Annotated in this window: 15 protein-coding genes; 7 read left to right on the top strand and 8 right to left on the bottom strand. The window is 54.9% G+C overall.

Features of this window, described 5'->3' with window-relative positions; genetic code table 11:
• Nucleotides 1-793 precede the first annotated feature (793 nt).
• From ALC15_RS28270 to ALC15_RS42235, 3 genes are all read right to left on the bottom strand, one after another.
• Nucleotides 794-1,516, bottom strand: a complete 723-nt coding sequence (locus ALC15_RS28270; RefSeq protein WP_050630117.1) for a hypothetical protein — start codon at nt 1,514-1,516, stop codon at nt 794-796.
• Nucleotides 1,517-1,520: 4 nt separating this feature from the next.
• Entirely contained in the window at nt 1,521-1,898 is a 378-nt protein-coding gene (locus ALC15_RS28265; RefSeq protein ID WP_050630116.1) for a hypothetical protein, read from the bottom strand.
• Nucleotides 1,899-2,231: 333 nt separating this feature from the next.
• Nucleotides 2,232-2,615, bottom strand: a complete 384-nt coding sequence (locus ALC15_RS42235) for a hypothetical protein (protein WP_244486302.1) — start codon at nt 2,613-2,615, stop codon at nt 2,232-2,234.
• A 58-nt stretch (nt 2,616-2,673) separates the two neighbouring features.
• On the opposite strand from ALC15_RS42235, the gene ALC15_RS28260 reads away from it, so the two are divergent.
• From ALC15_RS28260 to ALC15_RS28250, 3 genes are read left to right on the top strand one after another with little or no spacing between them, the layout of a single operon-like run.
• Nucleotides 2,674-4,254 (top strand): recombinase family protein, encoded by a 1,581-nt coding sequence (locus ALC15_RS28260; protein ID WP_244486301.1) that lies wholly within the window; start codon nt 2,674-2,676, stop codon nt 4,252-4,254.
• On the top strand, nt 4,232-5,110 hold the full coding sequence (locus ALC15_RS28255) for a ParB/RepB/Spo0J family partition protein (protein WP_050630114.1): 879 nt from the start codon (nt 4,232-4,234) through the stop codon (nt 5,108-5,110). Before ALC15_RS28260 ends, ALC15_RS28255 begins: the two co-directional genes overlap by 23 nt.
• Nucleotides 5,111-5,113: 3 nt before the next feature.
• The gene (locus ALC15_RS28250) at nt 5,114-6,010 is read left to right on the top strand and encodes a plasmid partitioning protein RepB C-terminal domain-containing protein (protein ID WP_050630113.1); all 897 of its coding nucleotides are present in this window, start codon (nt 5,114-5,116) and stop codon (nt 6,008-6,010) included.
• A 341-nt stretch (nt 6,011-6,351) separates the two neighbouring features.
• On the opposite strand, the gene ALC15_RS28245 is transcribed toward ALC15_RS28250, so the two are convergent.
• Complete coding sequence (locus ALC15_RS28245; RefSeq protein WP_050630112.1) at nt 6,352-8,517, bottom strand: hypothetical protein; 2,166 nt, start codon at nt 8,515-8,517, stop codon at nt 6,352-6,354.
• A gap of 409 nt (nt 8,518-8,926) precedes the next feature.
• Between ALC15_RS28245 and ALC15_RS28240 the strand changes: the two genes are divergently transcribed.
• The 3 genes from ALC15_RS28240 (at nt 8,927) to ALC15_RS28230 (ending at nt 13,178) form a co-directional block, all read left to right on the top strand.
• Entirely contained in the window at nt 8,927-11,149 is a 2,223-nt protein-coding gene (locus ALC15_RS28240) for a T6SS phospholipase effector Tle1-like catalytic domain-containing protein (RefSeq protein ID WP_050630111.1), read from the top strand.
• Between the two features lie 309 nt (nt 11,150-11,458).
• Nucleotides 11,459-12,454 carry a hypothetical protein gene (locus tag ALC15_RS28235; RefSeq protein WP_050630110.1) on the top strand — a complete coding sequence of 332 codons (996 nt, stop codon included), beginning with the start codon at nt 11,459-11,461 and terminating at the stop codon, nt 12,452-12,454.
• Entirely contained in the window at nt 12,417-13,178 is a 762-nt protein-coding gene (locus ALC15_RS28230) for a hypothetical protein (protein WP_128089606.1), read from the top strand. Before ALC15_RS28235 ends, ALC15_RS28230 begins: the two co-directional genes overlap by 38 nt.
• Before the next feature lie 359 nt (nt 13,179-13,537).
• Here ALC15_RS28230 and ALC15_RS28225 read toward each other — a convergent pair whose 3' ends face one another.
• The 4 genes from ALC15_RS28225 to ALC15_RS28215 all read right to left on the bottom strand — a co-directional run bounded on the left by ALC15_RS28225 (nt 13,538) and on the right by ALC15_RS28215 (nt 18,945).
• On the bottom strand, nt 13,538-15,988 hold the full coding sequence (locus tag ALC15_RS28225) for an NACHT domain-containing protein (protein ID WP_128089605.1): 2,451 nt from the start codon (nt 15,986-15,988) through the stop codon (nt 13,538-13,540).
• Nucleotides 15,985-16,422 carry a type I restriction enzyme HsdR N-terminal domain-containing protein gene (locus ALC15_RS43545; RefSeq protein ID WP_128089604.1) on the bottom strand — a complete coding sequence of 146 codons (438 nt, stop codon included), beginning with the start codon at nt 16,420-16,422 and terminating at the stop codon, nt 15,985-15,987. The genes ALC15_RS28225 and ALC15_RS43545 overlap by 4 nt, the downstream gene beginning before the upstream one ends.
• Nucleotides 16,423-16,942: 520 nt before the next feature.
• Nucleotides 16,943-17,836, bottom strand: coding sequence for an IBR domain-containing protein (locus ALC15_RS28220; protein WP_050630107.1), 894 nt, complete (start codon nt 17,834-17,836; stop codon nt 16,943-16,945).
• Nucleotides 17,833-18,945, bottom strand: a complete 1,113-nt coding sequence (locus tag ALC15_RS28215; RefSeq protein ID WP_128089603.1) for a hypothetical protein — start codon at nt 18,943-18,945, stop codon at nt 17,833-17,835. Before ALC15_RS28215 ends, ALC15_RS28220 begins: the two co-directional genes overlap by 4 nt.
• Nucleotides 18,946-19,034: 89 nt before the next feature.
• On the opposite strand from ALC15_RS28215, the gene ALC15_RS28210 reads away from it, so the two are divergent.
• The gene (locus tag ALC15_RS28210; RefSeq protein ID WP_128089602.1) at nt 19,035-20,201 is read left to right on the top strand and encodes a hypothetical protein; all 1,167 of its coding nucleotides are present in this window, start codon (nt 19,035-19,037) and stop codon (nt 20,199-20,201) included.
• Nucleotides 20,202-20,397: the final 196 nt, after the last annotated feature.

Below are 20,397 nucleotides of genomic sequence, written 5' to 3'. Positions count from 1 at the left end.
TGGCGGAGGGAGAGAATCTAGAAAAAAATTATCTCGTGTGCTGCGGCTCAGGTCCTCTCGCTAGGAGAGAATAGCGAAATTCCAGGGGTTCTCCGTGCCCTGTGGACCATAAAAAGCTCCCGAATTCCGAGGTTTGCCCGCCTGGGGATTTCGCCCGGGGGCAATCTGTCTGCCCCCGCGACCGGGTTCGTCCTCATCACGGCGCTAAGGCAGCCCAGACCGCGCAAAGCTGAACTTTTGGGCCATTTCTCAAAGGTGAAGCACTCGCAAAAGCGCAAAGGCTCGTCGAATTGAGATTTTTCGAGGAGCGCGGCATGCACGAAGATCCGACGTTCTGGACGCCATTTCGCTACCGCAGCGCTCAAAAAACCATACAGGGTCGGACCAAATAATGACGACCATACCGGCGAGGCCGGTCCACCAGCCTGGCCTATTCGCCGGATATCCATCAGACCGTTTGGGTTTTAGGGCCGAGCGTCAGCACATCTACTGTTTGCAGTTAGATTGATAGTCCGAGACGGCGCTCTCGAAATCGCTCTGAGCTGAGCGGAGCCGGCGAAACTCTGAAGAACAATCATCGGTGCCGTTGCTGCTGCTGAGGCAGTTCGTGTACCGTTTGAGATAAGTGGCGATCTCGCTGAGGGACGAATTGTAAGCGGAGACTGCATCATCGCAATCAGCTCTCGCGGGTATTGTGAACTCGCCAATTCCGAAAGGGAGCACTAAAATACCGATGTAAAGTCGTCTCACGATTATTCCCACTCCGTTGCAGATGGAAGCGAAAGCAAGCGAGCTATTGGCCAGACTGAAATTCTGCGCTGCGCATCTCGCGCTTCACCTTCTCCCATTCCCCCTTGAGTACCGCTCGTCCGGCATCCATCAGAGGGCCATCTAGCGCTTGGCGATCCGCGCTCCTTTCCAGATTGTAACCCTCATCTGTGATGTCCCATAGTTTCCTTTGGAGCACATCGTCTTTGCTCAGGAGGAGGTCCAGTTGTGTCCCTAGCAAGACGAGCTTGGCTAGGCCCTCATTGTAGGTCTTCTGCCGCGCCTTTCGATCGTCGATATCCAGGACAGCCTCGATAGCTTCCTTGTCTTCCAAGTTCATCAGGAGGGCGTGATATTCGGCAAGCGTATTCCTCAAGGTATCCATCCAAGAGATCCGAAGCTTGGCGATCTCGCGAAATCCTGCGGTTTTTGCCGTCAACATGGCTGCGTCCGCCGAAGTTTGACTCGCTGCTGCCTGCTTTCGGCCGATCAATAGCGCGACCAGCGGGCCCCCAACACCACTTATCAAGGCAAGGACGGCCGCCACGATCGCGGCAATGGCTTGCGGGGTATTGAGTATATCCGCCAAGACGTGATCAGCGCCCAGCGCATCATCGTAGCACTGGAGCCGCTTTGCAGCTTCGGAAATGCCTCTGCAGCTTTCAGCGTACGAAGCCGTGGTCCAACACATCATCAGCAGTAAGCTGGCCGATCTGAGTAGCTCGGCGGGGCGCCAGAACCTGACCATTTGCTCAGGTCGCCCCGCCCGGCGGCTTTTGAAACTGGATGTTGCACTTCTTGGCGATCGAGGCCTGCTCGATTGCGACCATCTGTCCCTTCATCTGACCGAGCTCAGCCGCTGTCTGCTTGTCCCCGCCGACCAAGAACGCCGCAGGCCAGAAGACGATGACGGCGGCTGTCGTCGCGATCGTGTCCTTTGTGCGCTGGCTGTCCTGGGCGCCAGATAAAGCCGCCGCGCGCGCAGACACGCCCTGCGCCTCGAGGGCGAGCTGCTGGCACGTGTAGGACTGATACATGACAGGTGAAACGTAGTTCGGCGTGATGTCCGCCGACGACGACGCACAGCCGCCCAACGCGGCGGCGAGCGCCACCGCTCCAAAATTTCTCATCAAAAAGCCTCCCCAGCCGCTCGTTACTAAGCGCAACCACTGGTGGAGGGCAACCCCGTGGGCGCCCGGATAGCCAAAAGTAGTACGTGACGAGTTGTGAAAGACCATCGCTGGGAACGGCGGCGGCGAGCTATCGAGCCTCGCGGGTTGTGGAGCAGCCGTCAGTTGCGGCGGGCAAGCAGCTTGTTCAGCTCAAATTCCAGCGTATTCGGTAAGTACCTTCAGTACCCCGTTCCTGTAGACCAGCTTGTATCGGCAGGGGCGTGCCTGATCGATGACAGCACGGGCGCTTCAGTCGTCGGGTTATGGCTCATGCTCGTAATGAGGACACGCCTAATACTTGGTATCAACTGGCTCGATCAAATCCGAAAGGAGCGTCGCGGTTTCCCGTAGGCTATCTCTGACATGGACAAGCTTTCGATCGGAAACAATTAGTCGACGTCCCGATGCTCTCAGAACGCATTCAAAGACTCCATCGGAGTATCTCATAAGCCTCAGCAAGTGCTCGCCGCTCGGGCCATTGACCGCGGCCATCCAGTTTTTCGCTGTTCGCTCGTTAGCGCCGGTCCATCGAATGAGCAATTTCAGCGCTTGGTGGGTATCACCCAGTTCAGCACGAAGAACCTCTGCAATCAGCAGGGCGTAATCAGCCTCAAAAACTTCGGCATCGGCTGGAAGAGATCTACCCGCTTTAGGAAGCATTTTTCCGCCCAGCAAGCTTATAGTTCCTTCTCGTGCACCTCATCATCGCTTCTTGACGTTAGTGGGGCAGTCAATGACCACACATGAACTTTCGAACCGGGCTGCAGTTACATGCACACTTGCGGCCGAATACGTGCGTATGTCCACTGACCATCAACAATATTCGACAGCCAATCAGACGCAGGCAATTCGCGAATATGCGACGCGTCACGGCTTCAGTGTCGAGAAGACATATTTAGATAGCGGCAAATCCGGTCTGACCCTAGACGATCGAGATTCGCTCAAAGAACTTATCGAAGACGTTCAGAACGGAAATGCGACCTACTCCACTATTCTCGTCTACGACGTCAGTCGCTGGGGTCGCTTTCAGGATGCTGACGAAAGCGCCTATTACGAATACATCTGCAAAAGAGCCGGCATCTCGGTACGCTATTGCGCCGAACAGTTCGAGAATGATGGCAGCCCTGTTTCGACCATTGTGAAGGGTGTCAAGCGGGCGATGGCCGGCGAATACAGCCGCGAGCTATCCGTTAAGGTTTTTGCTGGGCAGCGCCGATTGATCGAACTTGGCTATCGTCAAGGCGGGCCGGCCGGCTTCGGGCTGCGGCGACAATTGATCGATCAGAATGGTGTACCAAAAGGAGAACTAGTTCGCGGTGAACACAAAAGCATCCAGACCGATCGAATCATCCTTATTCCTGGCCCGGATGAAGAAATCGAGACTATCCGCTTTATCTACGATAGCTTCGTGCATCACGCCAAACCCGAGCGCGAGATCGCGACCGTCCTCAACGACAGAAGAATCCTGACTGATCTCGGTCGCCCTTGGAGTAGGGCCACGGTGCACCAAATCCTGATCAACGAAAAATATGTCGGCAACAATGTCTGGAACCACTGCTCCTGCAAGCTGAAGGGGCACCGGGTCCATAACCCACCCGAGCACTGGGTTCGGCACGACAAGGCGTTCGACTCGATCGTCGATGACGAGACCTTTCAGGCAGCACAAGCGATCATCAACGATCGCGCCAAGACCTACTCGGATGAAGAATTGCTGGACCTGCTGCGGGGCCTGCTCGAGAAGCACGGCTATCTGTCCGGCATCATCATCGATGAGTTAGAGTTGGGGCCGTCGAGCAGCGCCTACCGCTCCCGTTTCGGAAGCCTTATCCGGGCATATGAATTGATCGGTTTCAGCCCAGAGCGGGACTACCGCTATATTGAGATCAACCGGGCACTGCGGCGGATGTATCCCGGCCTGATCGAGAGAGCGATTCGCGGCATCGAAGAGATTGGCGGCACAGTCGAGCAGAACGCAGAATCCGACCTGCTGTCGGTCAATGACGAGTTCACAACATCATTATGCCTGGTCCGGGCTCAGGAGACGATGGCCGGCTCGCATCGCTGGAAAATCCGGTTCGATGCCGGCCTACGCCCCGACATCACTGTCGCGATACGCATGAACCAGATGAACAGCGCCATCCTCGACTACTATCTGCTGCCGCGCTTTGAAATCGAGCACTCACGTGCGGCACTCGCCGAGGACAATGGCTTGGCGCTGGATGCATACCGCTTCGACACCCTGGAGATGCTGTTTGAACTCGCCGCGCGCTCGCAACTGATGGAGGTCAGCTATGGGCTCGGTTCAATCCATTGAGATGGTTTCGATCGGCGCGATTGATGTGGTGAACCCGCGGGCTCGCAACCGGCGCGTCTTCAAGGAGATTGTCACGAGCGTCGCTGAACTCGGGTTAAAGCGGCCGATCACGGTTAAGCGAAAGGCAGGTGACGGCGAGCCGCGCTACGACCTTGTCTGTGGTCAGGGGCGGCTCGAGGCCTACCAGGCGCTTGGGCAGCGCGAGATCCCGGCAATCGTCATCGATGCGACCAGTGAGGACAGCGCGATCATGAGCCTGGTTGAGAATTGCGCCAGGCGCCAACATCGCTCGATCGACCTGCTGCACGACATCGAAGGTCTGCGGCAGAGAGGATACGAGTTCGATGACATCGCCCGCAAGACCGGCCTGACCGTCGAATATGTGAGGGGCGTCAGCAACTTGTTGGAGAATGGCGAACAGCGGTTGTTGCGCGCAGTCGAGGCCGGGCAACTGCCGGTCAGCATCGCCGTCTTGATCTCTCAGGCCGAAGACAATGACGTTCAAAACGTCTTGCAACACGCATACGAGGAAAAGCTGTTGCGGGGCCAGCGCTTGCTTGCGGCCAAGAAATTGATCGAGCAGCGGCGGCGCCGCGGCAAGGGATACAAGACCGGCCCACGCCGGGGCGACGACGCCCCGATCAGCTCGAACGCCTTGCTCCGTGCCTATCGGCAGGACGTCGACCGCAAGCGGGTCTTGGTCCGCAAATCCAACAGCACGAAGGCGCGGCTGGTCTTCATTCTGGAGGCTTTGCGGAAGCTCCTGACCGAGCCGGACTTTCTATCCATCCTGGAAGGTGAAAAGCTCGATACCTTGCCGAAGAACCTTGCGGTTCGCCTGCACGGCCAGGGCTGAGCCATGGCGCGCCGGCCTCATATTGCAGTGCGAATGAGCTTTGAGGAGCGCACGCTCACCGTCCGACTGGCCGATATCCAGCCCCTCAAACTGGTGTCGGAGGAGATCAAGCGCTCGGCAAAATACCGCCAAATTGCCGCCTCGATCGCCGAAATCGGACTGGTTGAGCCGCCGGTCGTGGCGCGGAGCCGGGACGCAAGTGGCAAATTTCTGCTGCTCGATGGTCATCTCCGGCTGGAGGTCTTGAAGGATTCCGGCCTGGTGGAGATCGATTGTCTGGTGTCGACCGAAGACGAGGCCTTCACCTACAACAAGCGGGTCAACCGCATTGCGATCATTCAGGAACATCGGATGATCCTCAAAGCGATCGAGAAAGGGGTCTCGGAGGCGCGGATCGCAAAAGCACTCAATGTCGACGTTGCGAGCATCCGTCGCCGGCGCAAACTCTTGGATGGTATCTGCGCCGAGGCGGTTGAGCTGCTCAAGGAAAAACATCTGACCCTCAATACGTTTTCAGAGCTGCGCAAACTGGCGCCGATCAGGCAGATCGAGGCCGCGGAGCTGATGATCGCGATGAACAATTTCTCGAATAGCTATGTGCGTTCGCTGGTGGTGGCGACCCCACGCGGTCAATTAGCGGCCGGCTACACACCGCGCCAGCCCAAGGGGCTGTCGGACGAGCAGGTTGCATTGATGGAACGGGAATCCGCGTCGCTCGCCCGTGAGTTCAAGGTCGCCGAACAAACCTATGGCACCGACCATCTCGATCTGGTGTTGGCGGTTGGCTACGTCTCAAAACTCCTGCGCAACGGCAAGGTCGTTGGCTATCTGGCAAAGCACTTCCAGGAGCTGCTGTTTGAATTCCAGCGGATCACGGAATCCGAGTCGACCGCGGCCTAACGGCTGCCCCGTTCGATAGCCCTTGAATCAAATTGGTCACCTTCGCGTATTGAGAATTATGGCACTCTGCAAAGCAGATCTGCAATTAAGTTCTACAATGGATCTGAACGTCACATTCAGAGCGATCCAGTAGACAGTTTCGAGATTTGCGGCGACGTTTGTTACGTCGACTGCGGTGCTGTCCGCGGCGAGACCACGACGTCCACTGGCCCAATCGCTTCGCCACTCACTAAGGAGCGGCACGCCAATTCCGATTACGGACCGGGACCGCGCGCTCGGATGTCAAGTATCGTGAGCGCACACTAGTAGTGGGGTCACTCTAGGCAGTCCCCGAAGTTTGTTTAGGTCGCTTCTTGCAAATGTGCTACTGCCGCGAACGTCGCGAACTCCGGCGCAACGTCGCTTAGTTGAGCAATATATGTGGCATAGTCCGACGAATTCTGATGCACAAATCCCATTTGGGGAACAACGTCGCTCAATCGCCGCAAAACAACCGGCGCGGTGGCCGGAATGAAGTGCACGCCGCCAGGATTTGCCAGCGTAAGCATCAGACCGCGGGCAATTCCAACGTGGTCCGGCCGAGTCACCATAATTAGACGGACAGCCCCCTTGTCTACGGTCACCAAATTCATAAATGGCCTCCCGTCGGGTATGTGCACCTGTCCGATCTGAGAATGACTGCTGTCAGTCCGATTGCGCTCCTCGAATACAAGGCACGCGCGTTTATCGTCCCAATGGATTGAAATCTCATAGGCGTTCACAACCGCCGCATTGGTGAACGTAGGCCGGAAACAAACGTACCGTCCCTCAAGATCCGCGATACTGTCGCGGCTATAACTTCCCAGTTCCCTCGACGCGCCCCGGGGCCCCATCCGTCCGGCGCCTCCGCTCGATATTTCAGCTGGCTGATCAGTGGTGTCGGCGGCTCCTAGTCTTACCTTCGTCAAGAACGGGCGTGATGGATCGAACATCGTGACCATTTGGCTCGAACGGATCGATCGTGGAAAGATCGCGAGTACGATCGCTCCCAACACGAAACCTGCGATGCCTAACGATGTAAGCAGTTTGGTAAGGTTCGGAGTACCCTGAATTCTCTCCAAGAACTCACCGCTTAAGAGCTGAGCAATCAGAAGCGCTGTAACGACAAATGTCGCCGCATTCAGGGCTCCCCCCAGGAGGGCCAACCGAAACCAGTTCCAGTTCTGCGTACCGAGGTGAGCACACATCAGCCCGATCGAAAAAGTGCAGACAAAAGGTAGAAGAACAAACGGCCATCGATCAGAAAATTCGGAAAGGGATTGAGCTAAGGAGATACTCCCCGTGTTGAGTAAGTCCGGCACTAATGGCCAGCCGATGCGCAGCACGATACACAGCCCAACCACGACGAGCGCCGCAATTGTGAGTTCTGCCAGAGGTGGAAACTGCCAGACATTCTCCTCCTCTCGACGAATGAACCGCTGGGCTACCGCCGTACCTGCGATGACGGCCATACCCAATTGGATCGCCATCAGCACGGAGTACATAAAGGTCTGGCCGAACGGTTGTTTTCCCGGCACCGCGATAGACATAAACAAGAAAAGAACAATGATCACCAATATCGAGGCGACCCACTGATCGCGGCCAAACGCGGGAGAGTGATCGCGCGGATTGAGACCCATGCTCGAAAGGCGCTTACGTCGTCGATTTTCAGTCACCTCAAGATAGAGCACCCATCTCGCGATCAATCTGCAAACCGTCAATGAAAGATCTTGGATACTCTTCTTGAGCGCGTCTTCCATTGCCCGTGTCGACTTTGACGACGTAAAGCAGGCCAAACCATTTTCCATGAGACTGTCGTAGAGACCAAGCGACTGCTCAACGGCTCTCTCGTTGAGCCGCATTATGCGTGTGTAGGTCGAGCGTCCGCTAATATTCGTCGGGAACGGGAGCGGAGTGCCGGCATTATCCGGCATGATGAACAACCAATAAAGTGATACTGCACGAGTAAAACGGGATGCAAGCGACCCGTCGTTAGTCAGATGAAGGGCATTCTCACCAATGTTCAGTGTAATCTCGCGCGAGACGTTCTCAATAAGAGTTGGATCCATGAGCTGCAGCTGGCCGTGCGCCAACTCTACAGCGAGTTGCTCCGCTTCTGCGGGGATTGCAGCGAGCTGAATGCAGAACTGCCGAGCACCTGTATCCAGCCTTCCTACAAGCTTAAACTGCGATGCCACCGTAATGACTAGAAAGCCGATTACGGGAAGAGATGGACTTAACCACTCATTGGCTTTTAGTGATTGGGCGATGGGAATTCCATCAAAGCCATAACCGCCCGCGCTAACGAGTATGATGACCAGAAGCCAAAGACCGATCAGCAACGCGTAGTAGAATAAGACCCCAGTATAGAATAGGAGAAATGTCGTTCCCGTTCGGTTCGTTGGAGGTCTGCTGAAACGGATTAGTGCGACGACAAACAACAAGAGACCGGATGCGATCCACAATCCATGATTGACGACCGTGTGCATTGGCCACTCCCTAAAATAAGAATTACTTACGAATAATTTTAGATCCCTCTTCCAAGCCTGCCGAACTTCAGGATGGACAAATGACCATCGTTCCGACCAGGCACCAACACGATCAACAACAATAACGGCGCGCCAGCGAACCAAATGTAAGCTACTTCACATCCAACCATTGGTTGCACCGAATATCAATCCGGTATACTCTAAACTTCTGGACGTCTCGTCTTCGACGGTCCGGCTCGGCCATATTTTGCCGGGGATGCCCATGGCGGCGCCCTGAACGTTTGTGCTTGGCATCTTCTCCACTCCTAAGATCGATCGCTCGAGCGTTCAGCAACCTCCATCCATCACGGATTTTCTTAAATCCATTTGGCGACGCGAATTGTTCTATCGGCCTTGTAAGGTCCAACCGATGGCCAAGAGAATTGTTGTTCTTTCAGACGGTACCGGTAACTCTTCGGCGGCGATTTGGCGGACGAATGTCTGGCGCACATTTGAGGCACTTGACCTGTCCCAATCAGATCAAGTTGCGTTTTACGATGATGGGGTTGGTACCTCGAGCTTTAAGCCGCTTGCAATTCTTGGCGGCGCGTTTGGCTATGGACTGAAGCGGAACGTAATAGATATCTACAAATTCATTTGCCGAAATCACCATCACGACGACGACGAGATCTTCGGCTTTGGCTTCAGTCGTGGCGCGTTTACCATCCGCGTGGTGATAGGGCTTATCCTCGACCAAGGCCTTGTTCAGGCGGGCAACGAGATCGAGCTCGACCGCCTAGCAAAGGTCTCGTTTGAGGACTACCGACGACGCAAGTACCACACCGTTTGGTGGGAGATGTTTCACAAGAACTATAGCATCCCTCCTCCAACAGCAGCAGCTCGCAACAGACAGATAAAGAGCATTCGTTTTCTCGGGCTATGGGATACCGTGGCGGCCTACGGATTGCCTGTTGATGAAATGACACGGGGGGTTAGCAAGTGGATCTGGCCACTTGAACTGCCAAGTCGTGTGCTTGATCCGCGCGTGCAGCGCGCTTGCCACGCTCTCGCGCTTGACGACGAGCGAACGACGTTTCATCCCGTCTTATGGGACGAGTCCACACAGCGACCACCCACCACCGATCAAGAGCGCAGTATATCAAGCGAAAGGATCAGCCAGGTTTGGTTCTCTGGGATGCACTCCAATGTCGGTGGCGGATATCCGGACGATTCGCTGGCGCATATCCCCCAGTATTGGATTATGAGAGAGGCGGAAAAGTGCGGATTGCGATTTAAGTCAGCCCCCGACGCTGATCCCGATAGCCTGATCAATACAAAATCTGGCAGGGACAAGGATGGCCGCCTTTACGACTCCCGCAGCGGCCTCGGCAGTTACTACCGTTATGGACCGCGGAAACTCGCCGAGTTATGCAACGAGAAGTTCTCGAATCGACCAGGTGACGGGGTCTTCATTCAAACACCCAAAATTCACGAGAGTGTATTCAAGCGTATCGAGAACAACGCTCATCCTTGCGCTCCGTTGGGTATTCCGGCCGGATATGAGGTTGTCACAGACACGGGCACCATTCTTGCCTCTGATAGCAATCCCTATGAATCAGTGAGCGCGAGTCAAGCGCGAGCAAAAGCGCAGGAAGCCGTTTGGAACAGAGTCTGGCTCCGTCGTATCGTTTATTTTCTGACTGTATTGACTTCCGCGGCGCTTTTTATCTTTCCGCTGCTAAAGAGCCTTCCAGCGTCCGATGAATTTTCAAGTCCGGTGCGATGGCTCTCTGATCTAATCCGCCTAGCGGGCTCGTTTCTGCCGTCGTCTGCAAAGCCATGGTTGAACGGCTATGCGCGAAGTCCCCTGACTTTCATTACCATCATTATTCTCCTAGCGGCCTTTTCGGCGCTCAGCGCAAGACTATCAGCGCTCGTCAGGAGCGATATGAGCGCGATCTGGCAGAACTCTGTGGCTAGGCGCCTCGCGGTCAGCGGATCTCCTGAGAGCTGGATATATCGGCTACGAACCAGCGGGCCATACGTATCCGCGAAGCGCTTCTGGAAATTTCAGCTCGGACCGGGATTGTCTGCTCTCTTCTTCGTTTATGTGGGGATCATGTTAGCCAATCATCTTGCCTATATTGCCCTTGACGACGCAGGATTCGCCTGCAGCGGATCCGCAGCCTCTAGTATGGCCAGAGGGGAAAAGCGCACGCTAGTTTTTGATTCCTCGTCTATTTGCGCAGCGACAGGGGTGCTCCTGCAGGAAGGGGGCCGATACGCAATTTCGGTAAAAGCGCACGAATCCCATTGGTACGACGGCACTATTCAAACAAGTCCGGCCGGATACTACAGCCTTGACGCACCAACCGTCTGGCATAAAGGTCTCATGGTTCTCTCCCTCCCTATGCGTCGCGAACTAATAAGACCTTGGTTTCGCATTGTTGCGCGCACCGGTAGCGTTGGTGGTGAAGAAAGCTTTCTGGACCCTGATCCAAAGGACCATTCTATCGATGAGGTCTTGCGTGCGACCCGTGATGGAGAGCTATTTCTCTTCGTGAATGATGCAGTAGTTGGGATTCCGGGTTTGACGGGCATCTTCTACTTCAACAATAGAGGAACCGCCGACATAACGATATCTCGTCGATGAGGATCCGAAGATGCTCGCTCAGCTAAGGCGGAGAGGATAGCGCCTGGGCTGAAGAAGCTTTTCGGAGTTGACCGGCTCCGAATGCGCCATGATCGCATATCCAATGTTAAAGGGTGCAAACGCGCTCATACTCAGGTCCAGCCTTGTATCGAGGACCAGGTTTGAAGATATGAATGCATACCGTTTGAGTAACGCGAGTACGTGAGATTTAGCCTACAACAAACGTGCACGCATGCTGCGTTCGGCGACGATCAACAAGGCGCGCTCAACGGCGGATTGCGTTGCGACGCTCGAGGAGCGCAGCAAATTATGTTCGAACCCGAGCTCTTTGGCCTAGGTAGCGCTCAGTATCAACAAGCTGTCGTCTCGCTTGTTACACCAGTCCTCGGCTTCCTGTTTTTGTATGCGCTTGGCTTACCGCTCAAAAGGATCCCTTTTATTGATGCGATCGAAGGCTATAGCCCACCGACCTGGCTTCTGCCTCTCTTCGCGCTGGGCTCAACATTCATTTTATCGCTTTGCTTATCGATAAGCACTCTTCTCAATCTCCTTCATGCATACCCCGACGAGGGTGAATTCGCACAAGGCTTCGCAAAGGAACGTCGTTTTGAACAACTAGACAACCTCGGCTCTCTGCAATCAGCTGGCATTGAGCTGCGCGATTTCGATGGCCTAAGCAATTTTGAGATTCTGGTGAATGGCTACCGGGTGCTTGGGAGCGCATCGGACTGCTTGCTTAGCTATCAATGTAGACCTGGAGACAGCGTAGCAGCAGCAAGAGAATTCGAAGCGGTCCAAGATCTCCATCTTAGAGACAAGTCATTTCACCATATTCACTCTCTAAATTCGCTTCCGCACTCGGTAGACATCCTGCCCTATGTTGCGAGTGGAGATAATTTCATCGATGTAATCTCAGGAAATTCCGGAGTAGGCGATTGTCGCCTCGTTGTGGCGATCTCGTTGGCCTTCCTAGAAGCGACACCTAGCTACAAAGTGATCATTTCGCCTGAGCAGGGCGACGACACCGTGCAACAGCAAGCAGCAGAGACTATAAGCACGTTCTTCGCGGGGGGACCGCTCGTAAAAGCCAACGAGGAGCCGCCCAAATTCATCAAGCCCTACGGCACCCTTTGGACCGAGGGTACCAATCGTCTGTGCGAACGCATTCGGATTAGATTCAAGTTGGCTCAAGAATTAATATCACGTCAAATGCGTGAACGCATTCTCTTCGCTAGACACCGCGCTGCGTTGTGCGAGGTTCTTAACAATGAGCGACCGTACTGCCAAAGGGAGCCGGGCAAATAAGAGGCCCGCGCGGCGCGACACCATTCAGCGCTGCACTCATATTGCGGCTTCTCTGGCAATTGGCGCCTTGCTAGGCGCGGCGCTTTCTTACGAGTTTGGAAAGGGGTTCAAGCCTGCTCAGCCAAGATCTATCGAAGCTCTTGGATTAGGCCGGATAGAAATGCTCAGGTTGCCCACACACCAGAGGCAACATTCTGATCTTCGCACGTTTGAAATAACTATGGGCGGAGCAGACGACTATGGCCGCGTCTATGTGAACAATCAGCTCGTACTCAATACCGAAAACCCCGCTCAAGTGTTTTACGGTAACGTTCTCGATGCGGAAAAACGGGCAAAGGTTGAAAAGCTTGCGATAGATAGAGCTGATTTCATCGTCGGGAAAATTGACGTACGCGGATTTCTGAAGCCGGGCAAAAACTATATTGTGGTGGAACTGGAAAATTCATTGCTCGGAAGTTGCGTTACCAGCATAGATATTGTTGTAAACGGGAAGGAGCTCGAATCTTTTCCGCAGATTCTTCCAGAGGCACTCGCAGTCGATCCGGATGCTGTCAACCAACAACTTCTCGCTGAACTGAGGAAAATCGAAAGAATCCCGACATCGCGCCAACTCAGTGAGGATGAAAGCAGGACTTATTCGGCTTCAGAGAAGAGTGAGCTTGCAGTGAGTTCGCTTGAAGACGCCGTGTGCGCAAGACGGGTCTTTGAAGTGTATCTAGATTAGACACGCCATACAACGCGCCGACATCACCCTGATGCTCGCCATGTAAAAAGGGAGTGCGAAGCAACAAGCGACCATTCGCATTTTGTGGCCCTCGATTCCAAATCCGGCCGAAAACTCCTCTGCTCGCGTATCCATTGTTATGAAAGAAGTCGGCCTTTGGCTGATTGGACAGGTACTCGGAGAGTGTGCCGCAGTAGAGAATGCTCGGTTTGCGTTGGCCCTAGTCTGGGACTAGAGCCGCCTATCCGTAAGTCCGCAAAAGGAAAATTCCAAACGTTGACTATCGAGCGCCCGATGATGGCGCTTAAGCAGCAGATAGCGCACGCCGACATTAAAGCGCGTATGGCGTGCAAACGTTTTTAGTATCGGTCGTTCCTAGGCATTGACGAGAAAACCGCCTCAAGATCGCTCTTTAGCAAACTGCAGACATCGTGGATTGCGGGCGTCGCCCCGTCAAAATAGCCGCTCGATTGCTGCCCGGAGAAATCCGCGAGCTGTGTGAAACCGCGATATCGAGGAAGCTGCGCATTAGGTCGGCCGAGCGCGGCGAGGGCCGCACGCGTTTGCTCGATATCCTCACGTACTTGCTCGACGCTTTCGGACGACGGAGCTTGCCCGCTAAACACCACATCTGCACCGGCCTGTTGCCACATCGCAACTGGCGACCAACCGAAATAGATCGTTGCACCTCCGTGAGGTGGCGCGCGCCGTACGACGGTTAGCTTCCATCGCACCGGGAGCAGAGGAAAGAAGGACATGCCACGGGCGATCTCCGGGAAAGTGCCTTTGACAATTTCCGTATAGATGACTTGCACACGGCGGTATTGCTCGTCCAGGACGCGGCGAATCACGTCTTCTGTTTCAACATCCGCCTTGTCCTCCCATCCAAGACGGATCCACCATGGATCGAGCGCAGATTCTCCACTCCCACGTAGAATTGCGATGTCATCGAGCAACTCCCTAATCAGAAATCGCTCATCGTGGGAAACCGCTGCCGGGCTCACGCTTTTGTCTTTGTGAGGCAGAAGGAGCTGCTCGAGGGTATCGAGGTCCATGTTTAGAGTAAGCGGGAAATCATATTCTTTCGCGAGGAATCGACACCGGCCCAGAAGTCGATCCCGGGCTAACGCTGCGCCGCCCTTGACCGCCACTAAATTCACCGCCTCCACCACACTCTCTTTGAGCAGAGCAATGGCTACCAGACGCGCACTATCCAAGCGATAATGTGACAAGTCTAGGCTTACACCACGTAGAATCCCCGGCGCGGAGGGGATTTGTACTTTGACAGGGTGGGCCTCACTTGGCTGCCTCAAATACAGCTTGTAGGAGAGCACGCTCGAAGAGGCATTCAAATTACCTATTACGGCCAGATCACTTCCCCGCTCGCCTGTGACTGCTTCGATGACGGTCTCACGCAAGGCGGGGAAGAAGTGCTCGACGGGTTGCTCTATTCCCTCAAGTAGTTCCGTCAAGTATTCCTCTGAGAGATTTGCTGGATCGAGCTTATTCAATTCTGACGAAACGTCGAAGCGGTACCTTAGTGCGTCAAAATATACATGGGGGCCCACTTCAGTTAAGCGTCTCCACAATGCTGATTGAAGTCGACGAGATGGGAGTTGAGCCATCAACAAGACAGCAAAAAACGAATCCGCAGGCATCGATAGGATCGGAATTTTCGCAAGCAACTCGAGTTCACTTCCAGACGCCATCTTCTTAGCACGCAAATAATCTGCGAGCGCTTCGTGTTGGACTTCGATCGCTGAACCATTGGCCCGAGCCGCATCGCATGCGACGAGTTCGTTTAGGACTCCAGGCGATATACCATCTTGTTGCATTAGTGCGATCACTTGCTCGCCGGTGATCGGCCCATCTAGCGTTGCATCTGCGATTAGTGTCAGCGCCCTTTCACGATAAATGGATGACACAAAGTCCGTTGCATTGGCCCTCAGCACGTTTTTGAGCCAAGACTCGAACAACGGCACAAGCTGGTTAGGAAATACGTCCTCACGTTTCCAGTAATCTAATGCCAGTTGCAGCAGGAGTGGATTCTCGCAAAGCGCCGACAGCGTTGGAGGCATCATTCCAATGATCGAAAAGAAGTCGCCACTACCGTCATCTAAGATGGTCTTCTCCAGCTCACGCTTCTCGGTTTCTGTCAATGGCGCTAGTTTGAATAAAGGAAGCACCACGTCTGGCCGTGCCGCTTCGCGGGAGAACACAAAAACTTTAGTGAGTGGATAGTCGCGGAGAAGATTGGTTATCTCCGTGCTCACATGCCGTTGAAATCCTAGTGACGCGTTATCAAAGCCATCGCAAACGATTGTCGTTCCAGCGGTACGCATGCGATCCGTTAGCACGGATTCGGTTACGCTTGGTTGGTGCGCCGACAACCGGCGCTGCATAAACTCCACGATCGAAACGCCTGTTTCTTCAAGGTCGACTATGGGGATGTCGAACGGGACGCTGGCGTTGCTATTTCGCCAGCGATTTTCGATAGCCTGCCGGAACAGCCGGTTTGAGAGCGTCGTTTTTCCATAGCCTGAGGGCGCGACTACAACGCAGCCGGACGGGCATTCCGCAAGCAGCCTGCCTGTACCCAATTCATCGGTTGCGCCCGCACGATGGACCGTCCGATCGATGGAAGCGGCATACCGCATTGTTCGCTTCAGTTCTGCCGTCTCATATCGGCCGAAGTCGGCGGAAGCATCGAGAATCGTCTTGACTTGGAAGGTGCGGCAGTAATCGACCACGGCCGTCTTAGCTAGAAATTGCTCAGCCGTTCCTCGCTTTGCCGCCAGATCTGCAATCAATGTTTCGAAAACGCGTTCGCTGTCCTGCGTCGCCTTGAGTTGCCAGATTTCAATCTGTTCACCGTTGGTGAGCAGTAGAGTGGTGCTCTCAGATTGGCCGCGTAAGACTCCCCTTGTAGTTTGCCATTTGGCAGGGCTTCGCCGGGCGCCTTGGCCTCAACTACAATAAGCGACGTGTCGCGGGTATGCAGCGGACCATTGAAACAGACGAAATCCGCTTCGGGCTTGCGCCCCACACGGCCTTCCCGGAATTCCACCGGATGCTTCGATGCAACATCGTCCGGCTCATAGCCAAGAGCGCGTAATAGTGGGACGACCAAACGAAGCTCTACATCAGCCTCATTGGTGAAATTAGTGGGTATATTACTCCAAAATTCAGTCATTTTATACACAATCACGAGCTGCGATAAGCGAATACTTGCCTGACCCGACATCAGCTGTCGTTATCAGTTTGATCGACAGCTTGGTTGCTGTTCCAAGCACAGGCTTTTGAAGCCTAGATATCGGAATGTAGCGGCCCGTCCGGGGTCTTCGAACTGGGCCCGTTCATGCGCAGAACACCGCGCTGCCATAGCTTCCTTCCAGCACTCGTTACGGTGCCATTGTGAATTGGGAGTGTCGAGGGCTCGCCTCGTTCGACCACCCCGCATTTGCCTCCGAGGCCTCGTTCTTTCTCGGCCACATTCGCCCCAAGCTTTCGTATTTATCAAGCTTGCCGCGCGATTCAGCTGGCAAGACATACGATTACACGAGCAAACAAGAAAATCGCGCCGAAAGCTGCGGCGCTCATCAGTAGAATGGCCAACCTATTAGTGAATTGACGTACAAACGCCGGTGCAGGTGCCCAGGTTTCTGGCTCAAATCGCGCCGGGTCCGAGAAGGTCGCCAGCGGCTCGCGCAAGAATCGATCCCACACGCCGCCGTGGGCGAGATTGCGGGAAAGCTCTTCTTCGACTAACGCCGTCGAGTGGCCATACTCTTCATTGCGGATGTTGATAACAGCAGTATCAGCAAAGCCAAACCGCCCCCCAGGACCAGTGTTCGGGATGAAGAATTGTGAGAACGGCACTGCCTGATCCTGGCCTCCGCATTGGCAAAGCAGAGCTTCGATTCGACCCTCACGAATAAGTCCGGACCAGTCGAAATCAGGCTGAATGACACTACCCACGCTATCACACGCCCGAACCGAAGGCCGGAGTATGCCGGCATCTCCAATACTAAGCGAAAGAGCTGGCTGCCGAAGCTGTGAATGATGACGTCGGGCGGCTCTTCAATCTGATTCTCGCGCGCGTGAATGACAGCCTTCTGTATGCGTTGAGCGAGCTGCCGCGCCAGCATCCAATGTCGCCAGCGAAACAACACTCCGACGCGCACAAGCCCATACTTATAGATCAGCACTGGCGCGTGATACTTAAATCGGTTGGCAATGCGCCAGCTGAACTCCTCCTGCCACGCAGCATGTGTGTTGAAACCGTGAATTGCGATAAGCCAAGGAACGCTGCGACTTGTTTCCGTTGAGCTTCGATAAATGATCGTCTGAACTGGATTCTCGCCGAGCTCTCGGAAGTCGCAACCGCAGTAAGGACATTGATGATTGGCAAGAGCGTCCGCGTCGATCACTCTACGGCAATTCGGCGCGGGACACTGCGAGACTGATAAACGTGTGACGAGGGAGTCTTCCGCCGCGGCATTTAGTAACGAGAGCACGTCGACCTCGATCCCAGCTTCGGCAAGCTTTGCGCCAAATAGCCGAGGATCAATTTCAGGCGCTTCACCCGCTTGCAGTGTCGCAAGAAGCGCGTCGACAGCCTTTTCTCCGAAACTCCTGCGAAGCTCGGCTTCGGTCATGTTTGATTATTATTCCAGATGATGGACAGAACGGTGTAAACGTCTTCACGCTTACACTGCACCCAAATTCTCAACCGGCTCTCACCCCCGTAACCTTCCATCTTGATGCTTCGGCTCAACTGCTGGTATTTCTCCGCCGTGAAGTTGAACATACCATCCGCGGCCAGAAAACTCGCGTCGTCAACGCCACGACGGACCTCGCGCACGGCTTCGACGCTGTCGATTCCACCTTCGCTTAACGTCGACACCAGTTCGACGTGTCCGCCTTGAGCCACCAGACGCGTAGATTGAACCGTCGCCTGAGCGTTACGGCTTAGTCTCTTTAATGCAGGGCTAAGCCGAACTCTACCTGGTGGTCCGGACACTAGTCCCAATTCTGTAAGGTCTAGCCATACTCGGCCCAAAGCCTGTGCATGTTCCTCGCCTTCGTTCGGCAATTGTATCATAGCCGCGCAGTAAGGGTCAGCGAGCCGCCACTCGAAGCGAACCACAGCTCGATCAAAACGCTCGCGATAAGCGCGATACTCATAGCTATCGCCCCCCTCCTCGCGACGAAAGTCTTTTGATTTGGCGCGCTCCCAGGCTCCGCGGCTGCGGTGCCACGCAATTGAGAGATGATCGCCCGAGAAATTGACTGTGCTCAACGTTAGCTTTTCTGGAAACTCGTAGCTCACCTTGCGGTCCAGCAACTTAGAATATCTGGATGCTTCAATGGCCGGACGGATTCTCCTTCCCGAAATTGAGAGCGGCTCGAACAGGTAGACATGCTGGTTTCCCCAGCCTTCGATCTCGTCCAACCAAGACTCGATCGCGGCCTGGCTGAGCGTGCCTGAGTCGATTGCGGCATCAAGATGCTCGGCGAAATCTGCCTTCGTATTTCCAACCGGGATCCTATTCGAGCGAAGTAGGTCTTTGATAAAGATATTGCCCTGCGCTAGTACGATCTGCGCTACTACCTTCTTTAGCCGGCTCTTGCCGTGCCCTTCAGTCTCCCGGTCGCGGCTTCTCTTTTTCATGGCCAGATCGACTGTGATGCGGATCTGTCCTGCTTTTTGCTTAGCTGGACAGCCACCGAAGAATCGGCAAAAGATAACACGCTGTAATTGCATAGTCTAACGCTTTAGCTTTTCCTGTTCGCCAACACACCGCTAATCTCCCGCTCGCTCAGCACCTAGGCCCTAGCAACAAGGGACTTTTGATGTTCAAGACTGTCGGTCTTGCCTTGAACAAATATGCTTCTGTTCCACTTTCGCTGCGCGAAGATTCCGCTAGTGGCTTACCCATGGGCGAAATGGCGGTGGATCCTGCGAGGCTCTTCCACCATTACTACCTGGACACCCGCGGATATGCTCCACCGAACCCGGACCCCGCCCAGTTCGAACATCTCGCGCTCTTCTTGCCCTGCGCCGAGCTTCGTGTACGCGGCGACGGATTCGGCATCGGCACCGCCTTTCGCCGGAGCACCTCGAATCAGCTGGGCCAAGCATTCTGTCGCTGGTTCTTGCACGAACACCTGAACCTTACCTACTTCGCTCACATCGAAGCAGTTCTCAATCGCAAGCCGCATCCCAGCTTTGGAGGGCATTCCGTCTCGCGCGTGTTGAAGGGAGACGGTCCCGACTATCTTTGCGCAGAAGACAATTTCACGGTGTGCCTCGCCGAGGCGAAGGGCCGAACGAGTCCCATCAGCTTTGGGAGCGCGGATTTCAAGAGCTGGCGGAAACAGTTCGACCGCGTCGCGGTCAAAGACCCGGCAGGGAACTTGTGTTCGGTTAAGGGCCATATCGTGGCGACGCGCTTTGCGACTGAAGTCGATAACGATAGGATAAAGTCGCGGCTTCTTGCCGAGGATCCGGCATCTCCTGGTGAGACTCCGCTGCACGAAGCGCCTGGACTTGGCGCCGCCGTCATCGCGTTGCACTATTCCGATCTTGTCGCGAAGATCAGGCAGCCCATACTCTCGGCTGCGTTGGCATTGGGTGTAACGGTGCCGGAAGAAATTCAATTCCCGGCCATGGCTTGGGAATTTAACGGGCCGCCACTCCACGGAAAGCGGTTCGTCGGTGGCTACTTTCCCAGTAGGGGCGCCGATCCGGTACAGGTCAGATTGGATAGCGGCCGGGTGGCCATTCTGAACAACAACCCATGGCGCTTAGACGTTGGGCCCGCGACATTCTTCGGACTCGAGGAGAGCATTTTCAAGGGCGTATGCGGTATCGCGCGGGACGGCGACCAACAAGCATCGCAGCTTGCCCGATTGCCCGACGTTCCTTTCTTTGACAGTGGTGCTAGTATTCTCCGGGACGGCTCAATCATTGCTCCCGCCCATTATTTCAGCCCCGTTGGGATGCAAATCTATCGATAAGGAGCGACGACGTCTGGACCATCACTTCGACCTCCAGCGCTTTTGCCGCACCGCTGAGCACGGAGTCGATCACGCCGCAATGATGCGTGGGTCACACACCTCAAAATGCCGTGGAAACAAAGTTGCCTAGATGTTGTTGAGCTACCCGCGAACCAGTAACAGCAGCCAGATCGAGAGCCGTCATTCGCAAATGAGA

Source organism: Bradyrhizobium viridifuturi, from assembly GCF_001238275.1.
In the GTDB taxonomy this organism is placed as follows: domain Bacteria; phylum Pseudomonadota; class Alphaproteobacteria; order Rhizobiales; family Xanthobacteraceae; genus Bradyrhizobium; species Bradyrhizobium viridifuturi.
The sequence above is the reverse complement of the archived record's forward strand: the minus strand, read 5'-3'. Positions and strand labels throughout refer to the sequence as shown.